This is a genomic window from Zoogloea sp. (assembly GCF_017302315.1).
Classification (GTDB): domain Bacteria; phylum Pseudomonadota; class Gammaproteobacteria; order Burkholderiales; family Rhodocyclaceae; genus Zoogloea.
In genome coordinates this window covers 57,891-83,078 of record NZ_JAFLDT010000010.1, presented here as the reverse complement: position 1 = coordinate 83,078, position 25,188 = coordinate 57,891, and the positions used below count along the sequence as shown (strand labels likewise).

The window sequence follows — 25,188 nt, the reverse complement described above, 5'->3', positions numbered from 1 at the left end:
GGGCTCCCGACTGACTCAGGTCATACCCGGCGTGACCCGGTGGTGCAAGAATGGCGGGACAATCACTGGGAGGGCATGTCATGAGCCACAAGCACCGTAATCTGCTCGAAGCGATCTTCCGCGAACCGATCTGCAGCAACATCCAGTGGCGCGAGGTGGAATCCCTGCTCAAGCATGTGGGGGCCGACATCGAGCCCAGTCATGGCGCCCGTTTCCGTGTGCTGCTCAACAAGCATGAGTTCTTCTTGCACCATCCCCATCACAGCAACGAGTTCGGTAAGCAGGAGATCAAGCACCTGCGTGAGTGCCTGGCCGGTGCGGGGGTGACACCGTCGGCCTACGAAGAGCAGGGCGGCTGAGGGTGGCGCGGGGTATTGCGGGCCGGAGCCTGCAGTTGGTTGCACTGCTGGTGCTCGCCGCAGTTCAGGCGGAGGCCGCGGGTCCGTCCTTTCCCTGCAACAAGACTTTCTCGGGCAGCATCGAGGAGCGGATCTGTCGCGATGCAGGCCTGTCCGCTCTGGATCTGCAACTGGCCGAGGTCTATGCCGCGGCCGAAAGAAAGGCGGACAACGAGCGTCCGCCCTTTCTGCGTGCCGAGCAGCGTGGCTGGATCAAGGGGCGCAACGACTGCTGGAAGAGCAAGGACGTGCGGCGCTGTGTCGAGGAGGCCTATCACCTGCGGATCACCGAGCTCCAGGCCCGCTACCGGCTGGTCGAGGCACTGGGCCCCTTCCGCTTTGCCTGCGATGGGTCGGCCGCCAACGAACTGGTGGTGACCCACTTTCGTACCGATCCGGCCAGCTTGATTGCCGAGCGGGGTGACGAGACTTCCCTGATGCGTCAGGTGCCCGCCGCCAGCGGCACCCGGTACGAAGGACGCAACGAGAGCTTTTGGGAGCATCAGGGTGAGGCGACCGTGGTGTGGGGCTGGCAGGCAGTCCCCATGCATTGCGTGCCCAAGCCCTGAAGCGGATCCCCCGCGCCGTGTGTGGCGGTCACTCAAGCCCCACGTGGCGTCAGACCTGCAGGACGCCTGCGCCTTTCAGGCCGATGAAGAGCACCGCGCCGATCAGCAGGTTCTTGAAGCTCACGTAGCACAGCATGTCCATCGTCGAGGCCCGACGGTACAGGCGGCCCCACCAGGGGCCCTCTTTCACGTAGGGTTTGGCGTCCAGTCTCACCAGCACTTCGAACACACTCCAGCCGAACCACCAGCCGATGATGGCGCCGGCCGACAGGTGGCCGAGGGCCGCCATCACCCAGGCGACCGTGGCGGCCAGGGCTAGTGCAAAGCCGGCTCCCTGGATGGCTTTGCGGGCGGGTTGGCCCTTGCCGGCCCATGGCCACAGGTGGTCGCGGAGTTCGGCGACCAGCCAGCCGGGGCCGGAGGCGGTGCCGTAGTGGGGCTGACGCAGCTCGTTCCTGTCGGCGATGGTCATGCCTCGACTCCTTTGCTGTTCTTGTCCATGGGTAGCGGGTGGATGGGGATGAAGTAGCCCTTGCCGTTGATGGGCGTAAGAGGTTGGCCGGCCTTGGTCCGGCGCTTGCGTTCCTGGGCCAGGGGCGGGCAGGCATGGTCATCGTAGTAGAGCACCATGCAATCCAGGCACAGCATGCATTCCCGCTGGTCGATGTTGCCCTTGGTATCGATGGCGAGGGAGCCGCAGCCCTTGGCGCAGGCCTTGCAGCTGGTGCACTCGTCCTTCCGCCGGAGCCCGAACCAGCGGAAGGTGGTGGGCATGGCCAGGGCGGCACCCAGGGGGCACAGGTATTTGCAGAAGGGCCGCTCGGTGAAGATGGACAGGCCCAGCAGGCCACCGGCGAACAGGGTGTAGGGCCAGCTGCGGTTGAGCAGGCCGACCAGGAAAGTGGTCTTGAAGGGTTCGACCTCGGCCAGCTGTTCGGCCAGCCCCATGCTGAAGAAGGACACCGCCAGCAGGCCGAAGAACACTGCGTACTTCACCCACTTGAGCTTGTCGTGCAGTGCCTGGGGCAGGTGAAACTGGAAGCGCTTGAGGCCGACGGCCTGGCCGATCTTGTAGAGCAGCTCGGACAGGGAGCCGAAGGGGCACAACCAGCCGCAGAAGAGCCCCCGGCCCCACACGAAGACGGTGATGATGATGAAGATCCAGAAGATGAAGATCAGCGGATCGGACAGGAAGAGCTCCCACTTCCACTGGAACAGCAGGCTATGGAACCAGGTGAGCACCTGGGTGATGGACGGCTGGGCCATGGCGTAGAAGCCCACGAAGCCGATGCTGATCACCCAGCCGGTGTACTTGAAGACATTCACTGGCCACTTGTTCTTGCGGTCGGCGCGGCGCACCAGCTTGTCGCGGCTGGCGTAGGCGGCGGCGATGATGAGGAGCAGGGCGGTGAAGGCGACGATCTCCACCACCTTGTCCTTCCAGACCTTCAGCCAGGTGGGGTCGGGCTTGACCACCACGGGGCGGCCGCCTTCCAGGTATCTGTCGGCGAGCCAGTATTCCTTGTCGAAATTGGCGAAGGTCTTGGCGGCGGTTTCCTTGTCGATCTTGTTGCCCAGGAAGACCAGCTTCCATGGGTAGGCGGCGGAGAAGCCCTTGCCGCGGATGATGAAGATCGCCGATTCGTTGAAGGCCGGGGCACCGGCGGCCGAGATGCCCCACAGGTTCACGTAGTCCAGATCGCGGAAGGTGAAGCCGTCCTTGTCCTGGCGCACCTGGACCCGGTCGTAGAGGCCGCCGCGGACGAAGCCGGAGCCCTTGAAGGAGTCCATGCTGTTGTTGGCGATGATGAAGATGGCGTGCTCGCCTTCCTTGAGGCGGCCCATCAGCCCCTCGTAGCCGTCCTTGCCGAGTATCGCGCGGCCGATGGTGGGCTGGTTGAGGTAGCCGAACCACAGGTCCATGTAGGGGCGGCCGTCGCTCTTCAGGCCAACCTCTTCGGGCTTCACGGTGAGTCGCTGGACACTGCCGTCTGCCACCAGCTCGGCCCACGAGGGCGTGGCGGTGGAGGCCGGAAAGCGGGCCTGGGGGCGGTTGACCGGCTTGAGGATGCCCACCTGCTTGGCCACCTCGCTGCCGCTGGTCATCATCACCTGGTTCTGGGCGATGACGGTGACGGTGGCCCCGGTGATGGCGTCGAGGCCGATGAGGTTTTCCTCGGGGCGGGACTTGCCGATCTCGATGTTGTCCCCCACGAACTTGCCCAGGTACTGGTCATTGAACTTGACCAGGGCCGACTCGGGGATGCCGAGCAGCAGGATGGGCTCGGAATGCTTGAGGATCTTCACCCCGGTGAACTTGCCCGCCGTGTCCATGCCGATCAGGGTGACCACCGGCTTGCCCGAATAGGCCGGGATGTCGGTGATGTCGGTGGACAGCATCACGTAGCCGAGGAGCTTCTTCTGTCCGGCTTCGTCCTTGTAGGCTTCCACGTACCAGGGCTGGCCCTTGCGCTCGGAGAAGGCGATGGCCCCGGGGATCACGTCCTTGCAGGGGGCGTAGTCGCACATCCGGGGGGAGGTGGCCAGCTCCGGCGGCAGCTTGACCTCGTAGGTGTCGGCCAGAGTAGTGGCAGGTTGCAGCAGGGTGGCGCACAGGGCCAGCTTGCCGGCAATTGCGCTCAGTAGGCGCAGGGCTTTCATCGCAGGGCTCCGCTATTCGATCAGAATGTGCGCGGATTCTGATGATTCGGTCCGGCGGGCGCCTTAAGCTGAGTCAATTCGCCACAGGCAAAGAAGATCACGCGCTGCAAGAAAAAAAGGGGAGACGCGGACGTCTCCCCAAATACTTCATTTATCAACGTGTTGCGGGGTGTCGATTACTTTTCGACGATCATGCGGGTGCGCATTTCCAGGTGCAGCGCGTGGCAGAAGTGCGTGCAGTAGGCCCAGTACACACCCGGCTTGTCGGCCTTGAAGGTGACCGACTTGGTTTCCAGGGGATTGACGATGAAGTTGATGTTGTACTTCGGGATCGCGAAGCCGTGGGTCAAGTCCTCCACCTTGTCCAGGTTGGTGAGGATGAGGGTGACTTCATCGCCCTTCTTTACCGTGAACTCGCGCAGGCTGAAGGCCGGCGCCTGGGACACCAGCTTGACGGTGACCTTGTTGCCACTGCGGAAGACGCCGGATTCCTTCGGGTCCTTGATGGCATTGGGGAAGTCGTCCAGGTTGTAAACCTGACGGGTCTTGATGTGCTCGCGCTTGACGATGATGAAGTCGTGGGGCTCGGGGCGGACCGGGTGGTCGGCGATGAGCTTCATCTTTTCACCGGAGATGTCGATCAGCTGTTCGTTCTCGGGGTGCAGGGGGCCGACGGGCAGGAAGCGGTCCTTGGAGAACTTGCAGCCCACGCACAGCCACTTGCCGTCAGCCTCGACGGTTTCGGATTGCGAGGCGTTGAGGTGGCCCGGTTGGTATTGCACGTCCAGGCGGTCGACGATGTACTTGGCGTTCTTGTCACCAGCGTGGAACTTGATCGCGGCTTCCACGTTCCACTTCACGACCTGGGAGTCCAGGAACAGGGTGGTGAAGGCGTTGCCGCGACCGTCGAAGGCGGTGTGCAGGGGGCCAAGGCCGAGTTCGACCTCGGCGACGACGGCGGTCTTGATGTCCTCGAGCTTGCCCTCGAAGTAGTCGAGCACCTTGGCGAGCTCAATCACGGTGGCGGTAGGGGACAGCTTGCCGGAGCAGATGAAGTACTTCTTGTCCGGGCTGGCGTTAACGCCGTGGGGGTTCTTGGGAACCGGTACATAGGCAGCCAGGGCGGTCTTTGGATCCTTGTTGGACTCGCGGGTGCAGTCCACCACCGGCACCTTGCTGTCGCCGTAGGTCTTGAACTTGCCATCCTTGACGGCCTGCTCGATACGGGCGATGTGGAAGAAGGTGCAGGCATCCTTTTCGGCGGACATCATGTCCTCGTACTTGGCGCCCATCTCGGTGTTGTACTGGTTGGTGGCGGCCAGCTTTCCGTCGAAGGAGCTGGCAACCAGATCGCAGTTCCCGTCTATCAGGGCCTGCCAGCGTATTGCCATGGTTTCGGCGTCGAGGCAGGTAAACAGCGAGCGGTACTTGCTGGTGTCGTCCATGTGGCTGCCGTCGTTGGGCAGCGGAATGCTGAATTCGGCACCGGCGAATACCCGGGTCGTGTAGTTGATGGCCGGGTCAACCGGGTCGGCTTTGTCCGGGAAGATGCCGTGGAAGCCCTGGATGTTGGGGATCTCGGTGATCCTGTCGCACTCGAAGGTGTCAAGCTTTACCCGGGCGATGCGGCCATTGATCTTGTCGTTGATCCAGGCGTACTTGCCGTCGTAGGTGCCGTTCTTGTACGAGGCGTGGGTGTGGTGGGTGTCGGCGACGGTGTAGCGCAGGCTGCCGTCGGCTTTGGTGCCCATAATGGCCTTGGACTCGTTGGTGATGCCCCAGCCGATCAGCGGGTCCGGATTGAACACCGGTACGCGGGTGATCTCACGGCCGGAGGGGATGCCCAGGATGCGCATGTCACCGGTGTGACCACCGGACCAGATGCCGTAGTACTCGTCGAGCTGGCCCGGGGCCAGATGAACGGAACTGGCGTGGCCTGCCGCGGCCGGGGCAGCGGCAGGTGCAGCACCTGCGGAGGCTGCGGCCGGGGCGGTGGCTTCCTGCTTGCAGGAGGACAGGCCTACGGACAGGCCAGCGCCGGTGAGGCCGGCGAGGGCGGCGGTGTTCAGGAACTTGCGGCGTCCCGGAACCATGTCCTGGTCGTTTTGTTTGATGTCTTGCGTGTTCATTGCGGGTCTCCGTGTGTCCTAAGCCGAAGGCGAACTGGCCACGCCATGGGGCGGGCATTGCTGGATGGACGACGCAGGAGAGGCACGGCCGGGGTGCGGCATCTTGTCCCTGCGACAATCCGTCGCAGCGCACTCTAGGTGTCCGGGGACTGATAAAAATTGATGCCGGGCAAGAATCGCCAAAGACCTCGGGAAAACACGGATTTTCCGGGATCTGTATTAGAAGATGCTGAATTATAAGGACTAATTTTGAGGGTGGCGCTGCCTGCCACGGTCGCGTCACCTGCCCCGGAGGGGCCGGGCGCGCTCAGCTGCGGGCGTTGCCGCCGGCCTGCAGCAGGACCAGCAATGCGCCATCTCCGCCATCGTGGGGGCGGGCCTGGCAGAAGGCGAGGATGTCTTCCCGCTGGGCCAGCCAGCCGCGCGACAGATGTTTGAGGACAGGCATGCGCCCGGGGGAGCCGTGACCCTTGCCATGGATCACGCGCAGGCACCGTCGCCCCTGCTGCAGGGACAGGGCGATGAACTGGGCCAGGCTGGCGCGGGCCTCGTCACGGGTGAGACCGTGCAGGTCCAGTTCGCCCTGGACCACCCAGCGACCCCGGCGCAGATCGGTGAGCACCCGGCGGGGCAGGCCGGTGCGCAGGTAGGCGGCTTCGTCGCCGGTGTCGAGGCGGTCTTCGAAGCTCAGCGGGGTCTCGATGGCCTCGCGCAGTACTTCCCGCTCGTCCTCCTCGCGCTGGCGCGGCCGGGGGGCGGGCACGGGGCGTTCCACGTCGGCCAGGTTCTTGTCCTTGAGGGGTGCAACGGCGCCGGCCACCTGGCGGAAGAGTTCGGCGGGGTCGTGGCTGACTGGTCCGTCGAGCAGGCTGGGCGGCGGTACCCAGTTGTCGACGGCGCGCACCTGGGGATTGGCCTGCTGGCGTTGCTGGCTCAGGTCGGCCCGGTTGAAATCCTTGATCGGGGCGATGTCGCCAAGGGCGGCGCGGAACAAGGCCATCGGGTCGTTCTCGTCGACACGGTGGCTGCGGCGCGGGGCCTCGGGTTCAGGATCGGCGGGCCGGGGGCGGGGCACCGGGGCCGGCCTGGGGCGGCTGATATCGGCCTGGCCGCTGCCGCGCACGGGCTGGACGGCGCCCACCTGCTGACGGAAGAGCCCGGCCTCATCGGGCTCGGCGGGGGGGCTCACCGCATCCGGTGTGCGTCTCGGCTTGCCGGCGAGCGCCTTGACAACCACGCTGCTGGGCACCTGTTTCCTGATGGCCTTGAGGGCGTCGAGTCCGGCGTTGTGCTTGTCCTTGCCCATGGCGTGCGAAAGAGGAAGTCGAGAAATGAAAACGGACCGGGAGGCCCGGTCCGTTGCGGCTGGTGATGGCTTCAGCCGGCGAGGCCGAGGCTGTCGAGGTAGCGCTCGGCGTCCAGTGCGGCCATGCAGCCGGTGCCAGCACTGGTGACGGCCTGCCGGTAGATGTGGTCCTGCACGTCGCCAGCGGCAAACACGCCGGGAACACTGGTGGCCGTGGCGTTGCCCTTGCGGCCGCCCTGAGTGACGATGTAGCCGCCTTCCATCTCGAGCTGGCCTTCGAAGATGTCGGTGTTGGGCTTGTGGCCGATGGCGATGAACACCCCCTTCAGGTCGATGTCCTTGGTGGCGCCGGTCTTGGTGCTCTTGATGCGCATGCCGGTCACGCCGGTCTTGTCGCCCAGGACTTCGTCCAGGGTGGAGTCCAGCTCCAGCACGATCTTGCCCGCCGCCACCTTCTCCATGACCTTGTCGATCAGGATGCGCTCCGCCTTGAACTTGTCGCGGCGATGCACGAGGGTGACCTTGCTGGCGATGTTGGCCAGGTAGAGAGCCTCTTCGACGGCGGTGTTGCCGCCCCCGATCACGGAGACCTCCTGGTTGCGGTAGAAGAAGCCGTCGCAGGTGGCACAGGCGGACACACCCTTGCCAGAGAAGGCTTCTTCGGAGGGCAGGCCGAGGTACTGGGCGCTGGCGCCTGTGGCGATGATCAGCGCATCACAGGTGTATTCGCCCGCGTCGCCCACCAGGCGGATCGGCTTTTCGGCCAGATGGGTGGTGTGGATGTGGTCGAAGATCATTTCGGTGTTGAAGCGCAGGGCGTGCTTCTCGAAGCGCGCCATCAGCTCCGGACCCTGAACGCCGTCGGCGTCGGCGGGCCAGTTGTCCACTTCAGTGGTGGTCATCAGCTGGCCGCCCTGGGCGATGCCGGTGATGAGAACGGGATTCAGGTTGGCGCGGGCGGCGTAGACGGCCGCGCTGTAGCCGGCGGGGCCGGAACCGAGAATGAGCAGCTTGATGTGACGGGTGGCCATCTTTGTGGGTCTTTCGTGTGTCTGGAGCAAGGAAGACAGATTATAAGGCGCTCCGTTCCCGGGAAGGGGGCGGCCTGCCCCGGGTACGGCGTCGGCCCTGCAGCGAGGCCACCCGGTGGGCCCATGTCCTTAGATGCGACTCAAGTTTGATCTATACTTTGCCGTTGTGTGTGCATGACGGCCAGTTTGTGCCGTTTGCCAATTAATTTGCATCCTGCTTAGGAGAGGCCTTATGACCGTAACCAGCTCCGTGTCCACGATTGCCCTGCGGACCTTCCCGATTTTCCAGGGCCTGGGCGATGACCGGCTGGCGGCCGTTGCGCGCTGCGCAATGATGCGACGGGTGCCGCGGGGCTCTGCCGTGGTGCACGAAGGTGACCGTACGGATTTCGTCTATTTTGTCCTGACGGGAAATCTGAAGGTCATGGTCAGCGATGAGGATGGTCGTGAAGTGATCCTCACCATTCTTGGCCAGGGCGAGATGTTTGGTGAAATGGGCGTGCTCGACGACAGTCCCCGCTCCGCGTCCGTGGTAGCGGTGTCGCCGGCCGATCTGGTGACCATTGCCAAGACCGATTTCAAGCGCCTGATGCAGGAGAACTTCGAGCTCTCCTGGCATGTGATGTGCAATCTCACCCGCCGCCTGCGTGATGCCGACCGCAAGATTGAAAGTCTGGCGCTGATGGACGTCTATGGCCGCGTGGCGCGCCTGCTCCTCGAGATGTCCGAAGAGGTTGACGGGCTGAAGATGGTAAAGAAGAAGATCTCGAAGCAGGACATTGCCAAGATGATCGGCGCCTCCCGCGAGATGGTCAGCCGCGTGATGAAGGACCTGGGCCTGCGTGGCCTGATTGAGGAAACCGACGGTGGCGTGATCCTGCGCGAAAAGATCTACGATTTGTGAATGATCCGGAAATCCTTCCTTACCCAATTGGAACCCGGCGAGGAAGGGACGACCAGAGACCCTGGTTTATAATCAAAGCGCGGCGCCTTGCCGCGCTTTTGCATTTTAGGCTCCATCCGTAACGCCCCGGCACCGCCCACCCATGCTCAATCGCCCTTCCACCCGACCGCTCCCCCTCCCCGAAAAAATCGCCGGCCTGCTGCAGGAGGCCCGCTGGATGTTGCTGGGCGTCCTCGCCCTTTACCTGGCCATGGTCCTGTTTGGATACTCCAAGGGGGATCCGGGGTGGTCCCATGCGGTGCAGGTGGAGCATGTGAGCAACCCGGGCGGGCGTTTCGGCGCGTGGTTGTCGGATCTCCTGCTCTACCTCTTCGGTCTGTCGGCCTGGTGGTGGGTGATCTTTCTCGGCTTTGGCCTGGCAATCGGGTTTCGCAGGCTGCAGCAGAGCTTCGGTGCCGATCATCGTTCCTTCCTGGTGGTGGTGATCGGCTTCCTGATCGTGCTGCTGGCCAGCAGCGGGCTCGAGGCCATGCGTTTCTATTCCATGAGGGCAACCCTTCCCCTGGAGCCGGGTGGGGTGATTGGCCTGGAGCTGGGTAATCTGGTACTCCAGTACCTGGGCTTCACGGGGGGAACCCTGCTGTTGCTGGCCTTGATCGCCGGTGGCTTGAGCCTCTTTTCCGGCGTCAGCTGGATCGAGGCCTCCGAGGCGCTCGGGGCCGGTCTGGAGAAGGTCTGGCTGTTCGCCACCCAGGGGGTGCAGACTTGGCAGGACCGACGGGTTGGCCGTGAGATGGCGCAGAAGCGCGAGGCCGTGGTCGAAACCAAGCGCAAGAAGGAAGAGGTAGCGCCGCCGCCCCCGGTACGCATCGAGCCCGCCATCGTCGAGGTGGAGAAGTCGGTTCGCGTCGAGAAGGAGCGCCAGACCAGTCTGTTCACCGAGCTGCCGGGCGGCGCGCTGCCGCCCCTGGCCTTGCTTGATGAACCCTCCAACGACGTGGAGCCGCCGTCGGCCGAGGTGCTCGAGTTCACCTCCCGCCTCATTGAACGCAAGCTGGCCGACTTTGGCGTCGAAGTGAAGGTGTTGGCCGCCTATCCGGGGCCGGTGATCACCCGCTTCGAGATCGAGCCGGCGGTGGGTGTGAAGGGCAGCCAGGTGATGAACCTGGTCAAGGATCTGGCCCGGGCCCTGTCGGTGGTGAGCATCCGCGTGGTGGAAACCGTGCCCGGCAAGACCTGCATGGCCCTGGAGCTGCCCAACCCCAAGCGTCAGACGGTGCGCCTGTCCGAGATCCTCGGCTCCAAGGCCTATCACGACATGCATTCGCCCCTCACCGTGGCCCTGGGCAAGGACATCGGCGGTCAGCCGGTGGTGGCGGACATCGCCAAGACGCCCCACCTGCTGGTGGCCGGTACCACCGGCTCGGGCAAGTCGGTGGGTATCAACGCGATGATCCTGTCGCTGCTCTACAAGTCCGAACCCGAAGACGTGCGCCTGATCCTGGTGGACCCGAAGATGCTGGAGCTGTCCATCTACGAGGGCATTCCGCACCTGCTGGCGCCGGTGGTGACCGACATGAAGCATGCGGCCAATGCGCTCAACTGGTGCGTGGCCGAGATGGAGAAGCGCTACAAGCTGATGTCGGCCCTGGGGGTGCGCAACCTCGCGGGCTACAACAAGGCGGTGGCGGAGGCGGCCAAGGTCGGTTCGCCCCTCAAGAACCCGTTCTCCATCACCCCCGACAACCCGGAGCCCCTCGACAAGCTGCCCTACATCGTCGTCATCATCGACGAACTGGCCGACTTGATGATGGTGGTGGGCAAGAAGATCGAGGAGCTGATTGCACGCCTGGCCCAGAAGGCCCGGGCGGCCGGCATTCACCTCATACTGGCCACCCAGCGCCCCAGCGTGGACGTCATCACCGGCCTGATCAAGGCCAACATCCCGACCCGCATGGCCTTCCAGGTGTCCAGCAAGATCGACTCCCGCACCATCCTCGACCAGATGGGGGCCGAGGCCCTGCTGGGTATGGGCGACATGCTCTACCTGGCGCCCGGTACCGGCCTGCCCATCCGCGTCCATGGTGCTTTCGTGGCGGACAACGAGGTACACCGGGTGGTCGAACACCTCAAGGCACTGGGCGAGCCGGACTACATAGAAGGCATTCTCGCCCCCTCGGAGGAGGAGGGCGGCGACCTGCTGGGTGGCGGTGAAGGTGGCGGAGAGGGCAGCGAGGCCGATCCCCTCTACGACCAGGCTGTGGAGATCGTCTTGAAGACCCGCCGGCCGTCGATCTCCCTGGTGCAACGGCACCTGCGCATCGGCTATAACCGGGCCGCGCGGCTGATCGAACAGATGGAACGCTCGGGCCTGATTTCGGCCATGGGCAGCAATGGCAATCGGGAAGTGGTGACACCGCCCCGCGAAGGAGAATGATGGTCCGTACCCACTCGCTGCGCCTGCTGGCGGCAGCCCTGCTGTTCGCCGCCGGCACCGCCCATGCAGATTCCCTGGCCCAGCTCAAGCAGTTCATGGATGGGACCCGCTCGGCGCGGGGAAGCTTCTCCCAGCAAGTGTTCTCCAAGTCGGGGCGCAAGCCCCAGCAAGCCAGCGGCACCTTTGCTTTTTCGCGCCCGGGCAAGTTCCGCTGGACCTACGAGAAGCCCTATGCCCAGTTGCTGGTGGGTGACGGCAGCAAGCTGTGGGCCTGGGATCAGGAGTTGAACCAGGTCACCACCAAGAAGCTGGGGCAGGCTTTGGGCAGTACCCCGGCGGCCATCCTTGCCGGCGACAATTCCCTCGAGAAGAATTTCACCCTCAAGGATGACGGCACCGCTGATGGTCTGGAATGGGTCGAGGCCAGACCCAAGGCCGACGACAGCAGCTTCGAGCGCATCCGCATGGGCTTCGCTGGTGGTCAGCTCAAGGCCATGGTGCTGCACGACAACTTTGGCCAGACCACGTCCCTGAACTTCCTGCAGATGGAGCGCAATCCGTCCCTGGATGCCGGCTTGTTCCGTTTCGTGCCACCCAAGGGCGCCGACGTGGTTGGCGACTAGCCGGCAAAGCCCATGGCTGACCTTTTCGATACGCTTGATCCGCCGCGCCAACCCCTAGCGGAGGCGATGCGGCCGCAGACCATCGCCGACGTGATTGGTCAGAAGCACCTGCTCGGCCCGGGCAAGCCCCTGGCCCTGGCCTTCCAGTCCGGCAAGCTGCACTCCATGATCCTGTGGGGGCCGCCGGGGGTGGGCAAGACCACCCTGGCCCGCCTGATGGCTCGGGCTTTCGATGCGGAGTTTGCCTCCCTCTCCGCCGTGTTTTCCGGCGTCAAGGACATCCGCGAGGCGATTGCCCGGGCCGAGGCCGAGCGCAGCCGCGGGCGTCACACCATTCTCTTCGTGGATGAAGTGCATCGCTTCAACAAGGCCCAGCAGGACGCCTTTCTGCCCTACGTGGAGCAAGGCCTGGTCACCCTGATCGGCGCCACGACCGAGAACCCCTCCTTCGAGGTGAACTCGGCCCTGCTGTCCCGGGCGGCGGTGTATGTGCTCGAGCCCCTCAGTCAGGCGGAGCTAAGTGAGCTGTTCGAGCGTGCGCGGCATGTGGCTTGTCCAGACCTGGGTTTCGAGGACGATGCACGTGATCGCCTGACCGGCTTTGCCGATGGTGATGCCCGGCGCCTGCTCAATCTGGTGGAACAGGTGACCACGGCGGCCACCACGGCCGGGCTGAATCCGGTGACGCCGGCCTTCATCGACGAAGCCCTGTCGCGTAACCTGAGGCGTTTCGACAAGGGCGGCGAGGCCTTCTACGACCAGATCTCGGCACTCCACAAGTCCATCCGCGGTTCGGACCCGGATGCTGCTCTTTATTGGTTGTGCCGCATGCTCGACGGCGGCGCCGAGCCACTGTACATGGGGCGGCGGCTGGTACGCATGGCCATTGAGGATATCGGCCTGGCCGATCCCCGCGCACTGGAAATCTGCCTCAACGCCTGTGCCACCTTCGAGCGCCTCGGCTCACCGGAAGGCGAACTGGCGCTGGCCCAGGCGGCGGTTTTCCTGGCCTGTGCGGCAAAATCGAACGCGGTTTACAAAGCGTATAATGCGGCGCGTCAATTCGTGAAGCAGGATGTGTCCCGGCCGGTGCCGATCCATCTGCGTAACGCGCCGACCAAGTTGATGAAGGAACTGGGCTACGGCAAGGCTTACCGCTATGCCCATGACGAGCCGGAGGCCTACGCGGCCGGCGAGGACTACCTGCCCGACGGCATGGAAAAGCCGGGTTGGTATCAACCCGTCAACCGGGGCCTGGAGGCAAGGATTGCTGAGAAACTCCAGCGGCTGCGGGCTCTTGACCGGGAATACCTCGATGAAGAGCACCGCCAGGCCGGCGGAAATATCAGTGTTGTTCGTGGGGGAGGGGATGCGCCGCAATGAAGCGGGCGCAGGCATCCCGGAAGCGCTTGGCTTTGGCCCGGTCTCCGCGTTCCTCGGCGGCATCCACGAGGTCGAGCATGAACTGGGTGAGCATCAAGGTGCCTTCGCGGGTCTGGACAAGTCCGCAGGCGATCTGGGCAGCCGCAGCATCGGGAATGTCATGATGCTCGGCAATGATGGCGACGTCTTCGTCAGTCAGGTCGCAGTAATCCAGGCAGTCACGGATGGACAACATCGGGGTCTCCTTCGGTGGTCGCATTGGAACGGCACTATTCATGTGTGTGCCTTTCTACAATTGTGACCTGTGAGTGTGTGAAATCAAGAAAAGTTTCTGCCCAGAGGTGCTATTAACATCTTGATTTCTATTGCTTCTGATGGGCCATGCGCAGCGCGCATGCTGCGGCGCAATATAACCGAAAAGCAGTGGTTGTGGACAAGCAAATTCCGGACCGCCGCTGTATCGATAGGCTAATTTTCTGATTTGAATAGGGATTGTCATGCTTGATGTGCAACTGCTGCGTACCCGTCTGGACTTTGTTGCGGAGCGGCTTGCCACGCGGGGAATGAGCCTCGACGTGGCGGCCTTCCAGGCCCTGGAGGATGAGCGCAAGTCCCGCCAGACCCGTACCCAGGAGCTCCAGTCCCGGCGTAATACCCTTTCCAAGCAGGTCGGGCAACTCAAAAGCAAGGGCGAAGACGCATCGGCCGTGCTGGCGGAAGTCGCGGGCATTGGCGATGAGCTCAAGGCCAACGAAACCGCGCTGGCTGAACTGCTGGAGCGCTTCAACGCCTTTGTGGCCGGTCTTCCCAATCTGCCCCACGAGAGCGTTCCCGTTGGCAAGTCCGAAACCGATAACGTCGAAATCAGCCGCTGGGGCAAGGTGCCCAGCTTCGACTTCGAGGTACGCGACCATGTGGATATTGGCACCCGTCTGGGCGGGCTGGATTTCGAAACCGCGGTCAAGATCTCAGGCGCGCGTTTCACCCTGATGAAGGGCGGACTGGCTCGTTTGCACCGGGCCCTTGCCCAGTTCATGCTGGACACCCACACCGCCGAACACGGTTACACCGAGCTGTATGCGCCCTACCTGGTCAATGCCGAAAGCATGTACGGCACCGGCCAGCTGCCCAAGTTCGAAGAAGACCTCTTCGCTGTGCCCAAGGCCGACGGCAGCAAGTTCTACCTCATCCCCACCGCCGAAGTGCCCGTCACCAACATCGTCCGTGACGAGATCGTGCCGGCCGAATCCCTGCCAATGAAGTTTGTCTGCCATACCCCGTGCTTCCGCTCCGAAGCCGGCAGCTATGGCCGTGACACCCGCGGCATGATCCGTCAGCACCAGTTCGACAAGGTCGAGCTCGTGCGCATTGAGCGCCCCGAGAACGCCTGGGATGCACTGGAAGAGCTCACCGGCCACGCCGAGGCCATCCTGCAGAAGCTCGAGCTGCCCTACCGCAAGATCGTGCTGTGCTCCGGCGACATGGGCTTCGGTGCTGCCAAGACCTACGACCTGGAAGTCTGGCTGCCGGCCCAGAACACCTACCGGGAGATCTCGTCCTGCTCGTGCTTCGAGAGCTTCCAGGCGCGCCGCATGCAGGCCCGTTTCAAGAACGCCCAGGGCAAGAACGAATCCCTCGCCACCCTCAACGGTTCCGGACTGGCCGTGGGGCGGACCCTGGTGGCCGTGCTCGAGAACTATCAGCAGGCTGACGGCTCGGTGCGCGTCCCTGCCGTGCTGCAGCCCTACATGGGCGGTCTCACGGTGCTTCAGGCACCTCTTTGACGGGATGAACGAGCCGGGGCAGGTGCTGTCCCGGTTCTCAATCCATCAGCTTTTCTGTATATTAGTAAGCTCTAATTTGTTTTCGGAGCTTCCATCATGAGCAGCAAGTCCTTCGTCCAGATCACTGGCGATCTCAACAAGGGCCTCAAGGCCCTGCATGCCGAGATTCCCGACACCATGAAGGGCTTCTCCAGCATGGCCAAGGAGGCGATGAAGGAGGGCTCCCTGTCGGCCCTGCAGAAGGAGCTCATCGCCCTCGCCATTGGTGTGTCTGCCCGCTGTGACGGGTGCATCGGCTTCCACGTCAAGGCCCTGATCCGCCTCGGTGTCACCCGCGAGCAGCTCATGGAGACCCTGGGCATCTGCACCTACATGGGGGGTGGCCCGAGCCTCATGTACGCGGCCGAAGCCGTGCGTGCCTTCGACGAATTCACTGCAGGTGCCGCAAAACCCGCCGAATGACTGGTATTTCCCGCGACTTGAGATATAATCGCGGGCTTCGATCAGCCGACAGCGCTTGCTGAAAGCCGAGCACCAGGAGAGGTGGCAGAGTGGTCGAATGCGCCGGACTCGAAATCCGGTATACGGTTCTCCGTATCGAGGGTTCGAATCCCTCCTTCTCCGCCAGAATGTAAAAAAGCCCGTGAAATTCACGGGCTTTTTTACATTCTGGCCGGGCATATGCAGAAAACATTGTCACTCCCATCGTTTGCGCTACTTCACAGCCGTGTGCACGAAGCTCGGTTAGCCTGATCGCCTTGGCTGGGTGTCTGGGCGTGAGTCATTAAACGAGTCTTTTGGGGGTGTTCCCGCGATTCGTGTGTGGCGCCCGAACGTCTCGCGACCCCAACTTAAAGTCCATGTAGTCATCCTGGCGTTGTGGAGAGTGCGGCAAAGAACGTAGTTCCTTGCCGGCTTTTTGCGTGCTTGTCTTGTCTTTCCTGCCGCCGATGATCCCCTGAAGCGCCAGGATCGGATAGCAATTCATTTTGTCTATCGATATTCGTATTGACTTTCGTATTCATGTGAATACAATTGAAGTCATTCGAACCCGAGTGCGAGGAGATGCAGATGAGCCAAGCAACGACCATGGAGCCGCTTTCGGCGCGCATCCCGGGGGATCTCTATCTTTGGCTGGCGCAGCTGCGTGTTGAGGGCGCCACGACCAACAGTGACAAGCTGCGTGTGTTGCTTGGGCAACTCAAGCGTCAGCACGATGGCGCGCTCGATTACGCCGCTGCCCATGCTTGGGCGCGCGATCTCACAGGGCAGTTGCGGGAGTCTCTGGTTGTTCTGGAGGGGCAGGGTGGTGCGCACTCCGAGGTGCTTGGCGCGATCCTCGATCACACTACCGCCGCGCTGGCCTTGATCGTAAGCCACGCGCCGAAGGATGCCAGCCAGGCCGCCAAACTCGAGGATGTGCTGGTGCGACGGAGCTTTGCCCTGTGCGAGGCCTTGCTGCGACAGGCCATCACTGCGTCGGCGGCTGCCCATGATCCTGAAGTCGTGCGGCGCCATGTGGCCCGCACGGTCGAGCTTGCAGCCAGTCTTCCCCTGACGAAAGGAGCCTGAAATGGCTGATTCCCTGAAGATCCGCGTTGGCCGTGTCATTTCCGGCGGCGTTCATGCCCTGCTTGATCGCCTGGAGGACCAAGCCCCCGAGGCCGTGATGGAGCAGGCCGTGCGGGACGCGGACAGCGTTATCGACGATGTGCGCCACGAACTTGGGATCGTCACCGCAAACCGTCATCTCTCCCAGCAGCAACATGCCAGTCTGAATAGTCAGCATGCCAGCCTGGCCGAGCAGATTGATCAGGCCATGGCGCAGGGCCGTGACGAGCTCGTGCGTGCTGCGGTGGCGCGGCAACTCGATATCGAGGCGCAACTGCCGGTGCTTGAGAACACCTTATCGGAGCATGCTCTCCAGGAGCGCGAGTTGCAGGGCTTCGTCGCCGCCCTGTTGGCCAAGAAGCGCGAAATGGCGGAAGCGCTCTCGGCGTTCCGCAAGAGCCGCGCTGCCGCATTGAATACAACCGGCGGGGCTACAGGCGCTGGCGTAGCGCAGCGCATTGATGTGGTGACGGACGCCTTCGACCGACTCTACGAGCGTCAGACCGGACTGACCGCCACAACCCGAAGCAGCAATCTGCAACAGGCTGCGCAGCTCAAGGAGCTAGACGAGCTCATGCGTGACAACAAGATCGCCGAGCGTATTGCCCAGCTCAAGGCAGGCCGGGCGTGAATCTCTTCGCTGCAGAGCAAAACCTGCCCTTCGGTATCGCCTTTGCCTTGATCATCGGTATTGGCCTGCTTGAAGGGGTCGGCATGCTGATTTCTCTCAGCCCGAGCAACCTGCTCGACGACGTCATTCCTGACTTCGACGGCGACAGCGGGCTCGATCGTGTGCTGGGCTGGCTGCACCTGGGCAAGGTGCCCGCGCTGGTCCTGTTGTTGCTGTTCCTGCTGGGCTACACGCTGTTTGGCTATGGCCTGCAGATGGTGGCCCGTGGGCTGTTCGGCAGTTACCTGCCGGCCTGGATAGCAGGTGTGCTGGCCGTGCCATCCGGCCTGGCAACCGTGCGTGGCTTGGGCTCGCTGGTGGCGCACATCATCCCCCGGGATGAGACCAGCAGTGTCAGTGAGCAGACCCTGATCGGACGTGTCGGCGTGATCGTGGGCGGCACTGCCCGGCGAGGGCTGGCAGCCCAGGCCCGTGTCAGGGACAGCCACGGACGATCCCATTACCTGATGGTGGAGCCGGATCTGGACGACGACGTGCTGGAAGATGGGGCACAGGTGCTGATTGTGAGCAAGGCGGGTGCGTTCTACCGCTGCATTGCCAATCCCCATCCCACCCTGATGTAGCCGGCGCCGGTGGGCGCTGCAACCAACTCAAACCTCCAAGGAACACTCTCAAATGACCAACTTGATTGAAATGCTGGGTTTGGCGGGCATTGTGCTGATCGCCCTGCTGGCAATCGGCATTGTCTTTGCGCGCCTGTACAAACGCTCGACCAAGGAAACCGCGTTCGTGCGGACCGGCCTGGGTGGGCAGAAAGTCATCATGGACGGCGGCGCCATCGTGCTGCCGGTGTTTCATGAGCGGGTGCTCGTCAATATGAACACCTTGAAGCTGGAGGTGCTGCGACGGGAACGGGAGAGCCTGATCACCAAGGATCGGATGCGGGTGGACGTGACAGCCGCGTTCTTCGTGCGGGTCAAGCAGACCGAGGAGTCGATCAGCATTGCCGCGCAGACACTGGGTGCACGCACGATGAGCCCGGACGAGCTAAAGACCCTGGTCGAGGACAAATTCGTGGATTCGCTGCGCGCCACGGCCGCCACCATGACCATCCAGGAACTGCAGGACAAGCGCCGGGATTTTGTTCAGGCCGTCCAGAACGCGGTGGCGGAAGACCTGGAGAAAAACGGCCTTGAGCTGGAGTCCGTGTCCCTGACCAGTCTGGATCAGACCGACAAGCAGTTCTTCAACCCCAACAACGCCTTTGACGCCGAGGGCCTGACGCGCCTCACCGAGCAGACCGAGGCACGGCGCAAGCAGCGCAACGACGTGGAGCAGGATACGGAAGTCCTGGTCCGCACCAAGAACCTGGAAGCGACGCGTCTGAAGCTCACCATCGAGAAGGACGAGGAGTTCGCGTCCCTCTCGCAAAAGCGCGAGATCGAGAACAGCCGTGCCGAGCAGGCGGCCTTGATTGCCACTCAGCAGGCCGAGCGCAACCGGGAGGCCGAGGCGGCCAAGATCAATGCGGAGCTGCAGGTCAGCCAGAAGCGCATCGAGTCGGAGCGGGAGATCAAGGCGGCCGAGATCGACAAGAACCTGGCCATCCAGACGCGGGAGATCGACAAGAATCTGGCGGTGCAGACCCGGGAAATTGAGCTCGAGCGAAAGACCGAGATGCAGAGGGCCGAGCAGCGCAAGCAGGTGGAGATTGCCCGCCAGGACACCCAGATCGCCATTGCCACCAAATCCCGCGAGCAGTCCGATGCTGACGCGGCCGCCAACCTGGCCCGGGCAGAGGCGGTGAAGGCGGAGGAGCTGGTCAATACCGCCCGACAGGTGGCCGTGGCCGAGCGGGAGAAGAGCATCCAGTTGATCGAAGCATCGAAGGAAGCCGAACAGAGCGCCATTGCCATCAAGGTGTCGGCCTCCGCCGAAAAGGAAGCCGCTCTCGACCGGGCCGACGCCATCACCATCGAAGCCACGGCTCGTCAGGCTGCAGCCCTGGCGGAGGCCGCCGGCAAGCGGGCCATCAATGAGGCACTCAATACCCTGTCGGCGGCGCAGGTGGACCTGCAGGTGCGCACCCTGCTGCTTCAGCAACTGCCCAACATCCTCGAGCAGGCCGTGCGGCCAATGGAGAAAATCGACTCGATCCGTATCTTCCAGGTCAGCGGGGTGCCCGGCACACAGGGTGGCACGTCTGGCACCCCGGGTGCTGGCGGCGCGGGTGGGGCCACGTTTCCGGAACAGGTGATGAACTCAGCGTTGCAGTACCAATTGGCCAAGCCCATCGTCGATGCGGTCATGAAGGATGCCGGGCTATCCAATGAGGGCATCACCGGGATTGCCCAGGCCCTGGGCGGGATGCTGGTAAAGCCGGAAGAGGTCGATGGAGCGACGCAAGCTAACGTTTGATGGAGGGGCAGGCGTACATCTACAACGAAGTGCCCGAGTTTGAGGGAATTTCGTCCTGGTTGTGTGCGGAGCATGAGGGTACTCCGATGGGTGACACTCCCGCTGCAAGGTGATCGTAGCGAACGAGACGAAGCGCAACTGAAAGGGTGCGATTGTTGTCGCATTGGCAGCGCCTTTAGACGCGGGCTGGAGGGGACGAGGCGGATGGGTGGAGATGCTCACGTCCAGCCCAATAAACACCCGAGGGATCGGTTCCCGCAGGTGACTCGATCTGACGGTCAATGAAGCGACGATGGCTGTAGCTCCGAGCTCTCGCCGGAAATTTCCGGGCTATGCCTTCTGGTACGGCTCGGTGTGCCTCGGCCCTCATGACGTCAACGGCTCAGAGCGCTGAGGTTGCGGGCCCGCATGCCGGGTGGTATGGGACGGGTCGGTCCGGAAATCTTGCCGCCCCTATCCCGATCCCTCGGCATGGGCGCACGTAGGCAGGTGATTTGAGCCGGATGCTGTCCGACTCTATGGTCTTCACTCAGCTTTACATTGGGCTAACTGCAGCTAACCCGTGAAAAGTGAATGATCTGCCTGTCGCTGCGCTGCGCGCAGAGCTTCAAGCTTGCATTCATGTTCCCCTCCATTTTCATTGCCCCATCGACCCCGGTCCGCCGCCTGCTGCCGGTGCTGCTTGCCAGTTTGCTTGGCGCGTGTGCCAGCGTCGGCCCGGATTACCGGGTACCTGAAACGCCCGTTCCAGCCGCCTGGCAAGCGGTGTCGACCGTCGGCACGATCCCGGAGACGGGGGATGGCCTGGCGCGTTGGTGGGAACAGTTGTCCGACCCGCAACTCACCAGCCTGATCGAGGATGCCCTCAGGGCCAACCCGGATCTGCGCAGCGCCGGTGCGGCCTTGCGGGCGGCCCGTGCCAATCGGGATCTGGCATCGGCCAACCGGTTTCCGACGGTCGGCGCATCCACGGGCGTGACGCGAAGCACCGCCCTTGGGGCGGACAAGACCCTCTACGCGGCGGGCTTCGATGCGAGCTGGGAGCCCGATGTCTTCGGGGGGGCACGCAGGGCATTGGAGGCGGCCGAGGCTGATCTGGACGCGACCGTCGCGGACATGAGGGCAACCCGGGTCAGTCTGGTGGCCGAAGTGGCGCTCAATTACGTGGAGCTGCGGGCCTATCAGGCGCGCCTGGCGATTGCCCGGGACAATCTGGGCAGCCAGTCTGAAACCCTGCAGATCACGGATTGGCGAGCCCAGGCCGGGTTGGTCGGCAGTCTTGAGGTGGAGCAGGCACGCAGCAATCGAGACACGACCCGGGCTGCCATTCCCGCACTCGATAGTGGCCGAGCCGCTGCCGAGCATCGCCTGGCCACGCTCACCGGCCGTACCCCGGGCAGCCTGCACGAGCAGCTCAGCAAAGCGGGCACGGAGACGCTGCCGACCCTGCCACCGGATATCGCCCTTCGCATTCCAGCCGAAACCCTGCGTCAGCGCCCGGATGTACAGGCCGCAGAGCGCCGCTTGGCGGCCGAGACGGCTCGGCTTGGTCAGGCTGAGGCAGCCCGTTACCCAAGTTTCAGTCTGTCAGGGTCCATTGGCCTGCAGGCCCTCGGACTGTCCACCTTCAGCGGGGGAGGACAGATTGCCCGCTCCCTTGCCGGGGCCGTGGCCGGCCCGGTGTTTGATGCCGGGCGACTGCGCGCCCAGGTCGAGATCCAGAATGCCCTCCGTGCGCAGAAGCGCGCTGCCTACGACAAGGTTGTGCTGACGGCCCTGGAGGACGTGCAGAACGCGCTGGTTGCCCTCTCGGGCGGGGGGGAACGGCAGCAGGCGCTGATCAGTGCCGTCGGTGCCGCGCGCAATGCGGCCTTGCTGGCGCGTCACCGCTACAACGCCGGCCTGATTGACTTCCAGACCGTGCTGACAACCGAACGTACCTTGCTTGCGGTAGAGGACAGTCTGGCTTCAGCCGACGCCGAACGTGTCACGGCCCTGATCCAGCTCTACAAGGCCCTTGGCGGTGGCTGGTCGCCGAGCGAGGGGATGCCTTCTCAAATCACCGACGGAAGAGACTCATGAGTACCCCCGAAACCCAATCAGCAGAAGCCTTGCGCGATCTCATCCTGAAAAGCGGCCAGTCCCGTTTTGGCGGCAGGCTCCGCCTGTTGCGGATCGTTGCCGGACTGGTACTGATCGGCGCTCTGACGTTCGGTCTCATTGGCGGAAACGGTGACGATGGCCCCCGGTTCCGCACACAGCCGATCCGGCAGGGCGAACTGATCATCAACGTATCCGCCACCGGCAATCTGCAGCCGACCAATTCGGTGGATGTGGGCAGCGAGTTGTCCGGCATCATCGATACGGTGCTGGTGGACGTGAACGACCGGGTCCGCAAGGGGCAGGTCATTGCCCGTCTGGATACTTCCAAACTGAAGGACCAGGTGAGGCAGGGGAAGGCGGAGCTGGCCTCGGCCGAGGCCAAGGTGCGTCAGACCCAGGCTACCGTCGCAGAAACCTCTGCCAGTCTGGCACGGCTGAGGGAGGTGGCCCGCTTGTCGGGTGGCAAGGTGCCGTCGAAGGCGGAACTGGACAGCGGCGAGGCGGCGGCCCTGCGGGCAGTGGCAGACCAGCGGGTGGCCGAGGCCGCCGTCCTGTCGGCAAAGGCTGCCCTGAGCACCTTCGAAATCAGCCTGTCCAAGGCCACCATCCATTCTCCCATCGATGGCATTGTGCTGACCCGCAAGGTCGAACCGGGCCAGACCGTTGCCGCTGCGATGACCGCGCCGGTGCTGTTCACCCTGGCCGAAGACCTCCGCCGCATGGAATTGCAGGTGGACGTGGACGAAGCCGATGTGGGAAAGGTGAAGGAAGGGCAGGATGCACGATTCCATGTGGATGCCTGGCCCGGGCAGTATTTCCCGGCCAGGGTCACGCGGGTTGGCTGGGGTTCCCAGACCAAGGATCAGGTGGTGTCGTACCTGACCATCCTCGAAGTGAAGAACGATGCGTTGCTGCTGCGCCCCGGCATGACGGCCACCGCCGAGATCACCACTGCCCGGCGCAAGGATGTGCTGCTGGTGCCCAACGCCGCGCTGCGCTATTCACCGCCGGTCGCAAAGGCCCAGGCCAGTCGTAGCCTGCTTTCCAGCCTGATGCCACGACCGCCGTCGGCGGGGCCCAAGGTGGCGTCCGAGGCGTCCGTCAAAGACGGCACCCAGACCCTGTGGTTGCTGCGGGATGGACAGGCAACAGCGGTCAGGGTCAGCGTCCAGGGCAGCAATGGCCAGGTTTCGGAGGTGCGGGCTGCCGACGGTGAGGCTCCGCTGCAAGCAGGGGCCGAGGTGATCATCGAGGCACTGGGGGGCAGGAAATGAGCGAGCCGCTTATTTCCCTGACGGAGGTGACCCGTCGTTTCGGGACAGGCGCAGCAGCATTTCAGGCCCTGCGTGGGGTCGATCTGAGTATCGATGAGGGCGATTTCGTGGCCATCATGGGGCCAAGTGGCTCCGGAAAGTCTTCCCTGATGAACATTCTCGGTTGTCTCGATACGCCTTCCGGCGGGAGCTATCGATTTCGTGGGTTGGCGGTGGAGGGCTTGAGTCGGGACCAGCGGGCCTTGCTGCGCCGTCATGCCCTGGGTTTCGTCTTCCAGGGTTTCAACCTGTTGGCGCGCACCTCGGCCCAGGAGAATGTGGAGCTGCCGCTGCTGTATCGCGGTGAGTCGGCCACCCAGCGTCGTGAGCGCGCCCGTGCTGCACTGGCTTCGGTGGGGCTGGAGGGCTGGGGGCACCATTCCCCGGCGGAGCTCTCCGGCGGTCAGCAGCAGCGGGTGGCCATTGCCCGGGCGCTGGTCACCGGCCCGTCCCTGTTGCTCGCCGATGAGCCCACGGGCAACCTGGATACCGAGCGCAGCCGTGAAATCATGGATCTGCTGACCGACCTCAACCGGGACAAGGGCATTACAGTGGTCATGGTGACCCATGAGGCGGACATGGCCGAGTATGCCCATCGGGTCGTGCGCCTGGTGGATGGGCGCATCGCCAGTGATGTCCGCCAGGCGGAGCGGCAGGACGGGGGAGGCCGGGCATGATCTGGAACGCCCTCCTGCTCGCCCTGCGCGAGATCCGGCGCAACCTGATGCGTTCCTTCCTGACCATCCTGGGCATCGTCATCGGCGTGTCGGCGGTGATCACCATGGTGACCCTCGGCAACGGCGCAACCCGTGCCGTGTCTGACCAGATCTCCAGCCTGGGTAGCAACCTGCTGATCATCCGGCCCGGTCAGCATCTGGGCCCCGGGCGTGACTCGGCGGGCTCGGCGGCCTTCAAGGTGGCTGACGCCGACGCCTTGCGCAACCAGATCAACGGTCTCGCGGCGGTCGTGCCGGTGAGCAGCAAGAGCGTCACCCTGGTGGCCATGTCACGTAACTGGTCGGCGGGCGTGACGGGTACCAGTCGCGACTGGTTTTCCGCCGGCAAGTGGCAGATTGTCAGCGGACGAGTCTTCAACGACGCAGAGGAACGGGCAGGTGCTGCGGTCTGTGTCATTGGCGAGACCGTCCGCAGGGAACTGTTCGGTGGGTTGGATCCGGTTGGCCGGAAGATCCGCGTCAAGCAGTTCTCCTGCGACGTGATCGGGCTCCTCGCATCGAAGGGCCAATCCACCATGGGCAATGATCAGGACGACCTCGTGGCAATGCCCCTGCGCACCGTACAGCGCCGCCTCACCGGCTCGGTGGATGTGGCGACAATGATGGTGTCGGTGCGCGACGATGCGTCAATGGACCTCGCGAAGGATCAGATTACCTGGCTGATGCGGGAACGGCGCCATATCGGCCCTGGTGACAACGACGACTTCTCGGTGATGGATACCCGCCAGATTGCCGAAACCCTGTCCAGCACCACCAAGGTGATGACCGGTCTGCTCGGTGCCGTGGCTGCGGTGAGCTTGCTGGTGGGTGGTATCGGGATCATGAACATCATGCTGGTGTCGGTGACCGAACGCACCCGTGAGATCGGCATCCGGCTGGCCATCGGGGCGCTGGAGCGGGAAGTGCTGCTGCAGTTCCTGATCGAGGCCGTGGCGCTGGCATCGCTGGGCGGCGTTGTGGGGATCATTCTGGCGACGGTGGCTTCCATCAGCGGCTCGGCGCTGATGCATGTTCCCTACCTGTTCAATCCGATGATCAACCTGTTGTCCTTTGGCTTCTCGGCGGCTATCGGAGTGATCTTCGGTTACGTGCCGGCCCGGCGTGCTGCCCGTCTGGATCCCATCGAGGCTCTGCGGCACGAGTGAGAGGG

22 protein-coding genes and 1 tRNA gene are annotated in these 25,188 nt (G+C 63.6%); 17 read left to right on the top strand and 6 right to left on the bottom strand.

The features are described from left to right. The first annotated feature begins 80 nt into the window (after nucleotides 1-80). Together J0L98_RS05735 and J0L98_RS05730 are read left to right on the top strand one after the other, a co-directional pair. Nucleotides 81-359 carry a type II toxin-antitoxin system HicA family toxin gene (locus J0L98_RS05735; protein ID WP_296404110.1) on the top strand — a complete coding sequence of 93 codons (279 nt, stop codon included), beginning with the start codon at nucleotides 81-83 and terminating at the stop codon, nucleotides 357-359. Nucleotides 360-394: 35 nt separating this feature from the next. Next, a complete protein-coding gene (locus J0L98_RS05730; RefSeq protein WP_296410593.1) occupies nucleotides 395-967 on the top strand; it encodes an MliC family protein in 573 nt (190 codons plus the stop codon). Nucleotides 968-1,016: 49 nt separating this feature from the next. Here the strand turns inward: J0L98_RS05730 and J0L98_RS05725 are convergent, their stop codons facing one another. The 5 genes from J0L98_RS05725 to trxB all read right to left on the bottom strand — a co-directional run bounded on the left by J0L98_RS05725 (nucleotide 1,017) and on the right by trxB (nucleotide 8,094). After that, the gene (locus J0L98_RS05725; RefSeq protein ID WP_296410592.1) at nucleotides 1,017-1,439 is read right to left on the bottom strand and encodes a transcription regulator; all 423 of its coding nucleotides are present in this window, start codon (nucleotides 1,437-1,439) and stop codon (nucleotides 1,017-1,019) included. Then, complete coding sequence (locus J0L98_RS05720; RefSeq protein WP_296410591.1) at nucleotides 1,436-3,628, bottom strand: 4Fe-4S binding protein; 2,193 nt, start codon at nucleotides 3,626-3,628, stop codon at nucleotides 1,436-1,438. The genes J0L98_RS05725 and J0L98_RS05720 overlap by 4 nt, the downstream gene beginning before the upstream one ends. Before the next feature lie 176 nt (nucleotides 3,629-3,804). After that, nucleotides 3,805-5,757, bottom strand: coding sequence for a TAT-dependent nitrous-oxide reductase (gene nosZ / locus J0L98_RS05715; protein ID WP_296410590.1), 1,953 nt, complete (start codon nucleotides 5,755-5,757; stop codon nucleotides 3,805-3,807). Nucleotides 5,758-6,064: 307 nt separating this feature from the next. Then, nucleotides 6,065-7,063 carry a Smr/MutS family protein gene (locus J0L98_RS05710; RefSeq protein ID WP_296410589.1) on the bottom strand — a complete coding sequence of 333 codons (999 nt, stop codon included), beginning with the start codon at nucleotides 7,061-7,063 and terminating at the stop codon, nucleotides 6,065-6,067. A gap of 71 nt (nucleotides 7,064-7,134) precedes the next feature. Further along, nucleotides 7,135-8,094, bottom strand: coding sequence for a thioredoxin-disulfide reductase (gene trxB, locus J0L98_RS05705; RefSeq protein WP_296404096.1), 960 nt, complete (start codon nucleotides 8,092-8,094; stop codon nucleotides 7,135-7,137). 232 nt (nucleotides 8,095-8,326) lie between these two features. On the opposite strand from trxB, the gene J0L98_RS05700 reads away from it, so the two are divergent. The 4 genes from J0L98_RS05700 to J0L98_RS05685 all read left to right on the top strand — a co-directional run bounded on the left by J0L98_RS05700 (nucleotide 8,327) and on the right by J0L98_RS05685 (nucleotide 13,441). After that, the gene (locus tag J0L98_RS05700) at nucleotides 8,327-8,998 is read left to right on the top strand and encodes a cyclic nucleotide-binding domain-containing protein (RefSeq protein WP_296404094.1); all 672 of its coding nucleotides are present in this window, start codon (nucleotides 8,327-8,329) and stop codon (nucleotides 8,996-8,998) included. A 142-nt stretch (nucleotides 8,999-9,140) separates the two neighbouring features. Beyond that, nucleotides 9,141-11,435, top strand: coding sequence for a DNA translocase FtsK (locus J0L98_RS05695; RefSeq protein ID WP_296410588.1), 2,295 nt, complete (start codon nucleotides 9,141-9,143; stop codon nucleotides 11,433-11,435). Next, a complete protein-coding gene (lolA, locus tag J0L98_RS05690) occupies nucleotides 11,432-12,058 on the top strand; it encodes an outer membrane lipoprotein chaperone LolA (protein WP_365954287.1) in 627 nt (208 codons plus the stop codon). The genes J0L98_RS05695 and lolA overlap by 4 nt, the downstream gene beginning before the upstream one ends. Nucleotides 12,059-12,070: 12 nt before the next feature. Beyond that, entirely contained in the window at nucleotides 12,071-13,441 is a 1,371-nt protein-coding gene (locus J0L98_RS05685; RefSeq protein WP_296410587.1) for a replication-associated recombination protein A, read from the top strand. Here J0L98_RS05685 and J0L98_RS05680 read toward each other — a convergent pair. Continuing rightward, on the bottom strand, nucleotides 13,404-13,676 hold the full coding sequence (locus tag J0L98_RS05680; protein ID WP_296410586.1) for a hypothetical protein: 273 nt from the start codon (nucleotides 13,674-13,676) through the stop codon (nucleotides 13,404-13,406). The two genes, J0L98_RS05685 and J0L98_RS05680, sit on opposite strands and share 38 nt — an antisense overlap. A 262-nt stretch (nucleotides 13,677-13,938) precedes the next feature. Between J0L98_RS05680 and serS the strand changes: the two genes are divergently transcribed. The 11 genes from serS (at nucleotide 13,939) to J0L98_RS05625 (ending at nucleotide 25,183) form a co-directional block, all read left to right on the top strand. Further along, nucleotides 13,939-15,225 (top strand): serine--tRNA ligase, encoded by a 1,287-nt coding sequence (serS, locus tag J0L98_RS05675; RefSeq protein WP_296410585.1) that lies wholly within the window; start codon nucleotides 13,939-13,941, stop codon nucleotides 15,223-15,225. A 96-nt stretch (nucleotides 15,226-15,321) separates the two neighbouring features. After that, on the top strand, nucleotides 15,322-15,687 hold the full coding sequence (locus J0L98_RS05670; protein WP_296410584.1) for a carboxymuconolactone decarboxylase family protein: 366 nt from the start codon (nucleotides 15,322-15,324) through the stop codon (nucleotides 15,685-15,687). Nucleotides 15,688-15,762: 75 nt separating this feature from the next. Continuing rightward, nucleotides 15,763-15,852 (top strand) — tRNA-Ser (locus tag J0L98_RS05665). A 444-nt stretch (nucleotides 15,853-16,296) separates the two neighbouring features. Then, nucleotides 16,297-16,797 carry a hypothetical protein gene (locus J0L98_RS05660; protein ID WP_296410583.1) on the top strand — a complete coding sequence of 167 codons (501 nt, stop codon included), beginning with the start codon at nucleotides 16,297-16,299 and terminating at the stop codon, nucleotides 16,795-16,797. A 1-nt stretch (nucleotide 16,798) separates the two neighbouring features. Then, nucleotides 16,799-17,467, top strand: a complete 669-nt coding sequence (locus J0L98_RS05655; protein WP_296410582.1) for a PspA/IM30 family protein — start codon at nucleotides 16,799-16,801, stop codon at nucleotides 17,465-17,467. Then, complete coding sequence (locus tag J0L98_RS05650; protein ID WP_296410580.1) at nucleotides 17,464-18,090, top strand: YqiJ family protein; 627 nt, start codon at nucleotides 17,464-17,466, stop codon at nucleotides 18,088-18,090. Before J0L98_RS05655 ends, J0L98_RS05650 begins: the two co-directional genes overlap by 4 nt. Before the next feature lie 52 nt (nucleotides 18,091-18,142). Continuing rightward, complete coding sequence (locus tag J0L98_RS05645; protein WP_296410579.1) at nucleotides 18,143-19,885, top strand: flotillin domain-containing protein; 1,743 nt, start codon at nucleotides 18,143-18,145, stop codon at nucleotides 19,883-19,885. Between the two features lie 621 nt (nucleotides 19,886-20,506). After that, on the top strand, nucleotides 20,507-21,967 hold the full coding sequence (locus J0L98_RS05640; RefSeq protein WP_296410578.1) for an efflux transporter outer membrane subunit: 1,461 nt from the start codon (nucleotides 20,507-20,509) through the stop codon (nucleotides 21,965-21,967). After that, entirely contained in the window at nucleotides 21,964-23,262 is a 1,299-nt protein-coding gene (locus tag J0L98_RS05635) for an efflux RND transporter periplasmic adaptor subunit (RefSeq protein WP_296410576.1), read from the top strand. Before J0L98_RS05640 ends, J0L98_RS05635 begins: the two co-directional genes overlap by 4 nt. After that, nucleotides 23,259-23,978, top strand: a complete 720-nt coding sequence (locus tag J0L98_RS05630; RefSeq protein ID WP_296410575.1) for an ABC transporter ATP-binding protein — start codon at nucleotides 23,259-23,261, stop codon at nucleotides 23,976-23,978. The genes J0L98_RS05635 and J0L98_RS05630 overlap by 4 nt, the downstream gene beginning before the upstream one ends. Next, nucleotides 23,975-25,183: an ABC transporter permease gene (locus J0L98_RS05625; protein ID WP_296410572.1), complete on the top strand. Its 1,209-nt coding sequence runs from the start codon at nucleotides 23,975-23,977 to the stop codon at nucleotides 25,181-25,183. Before J0L98_RS05630 ends, J0L98_RS05625 begins: the two co-directional genes overlap by 4 nt. Nucleotides 25,184-25,188: the final 5 nt, after the last annotated feature.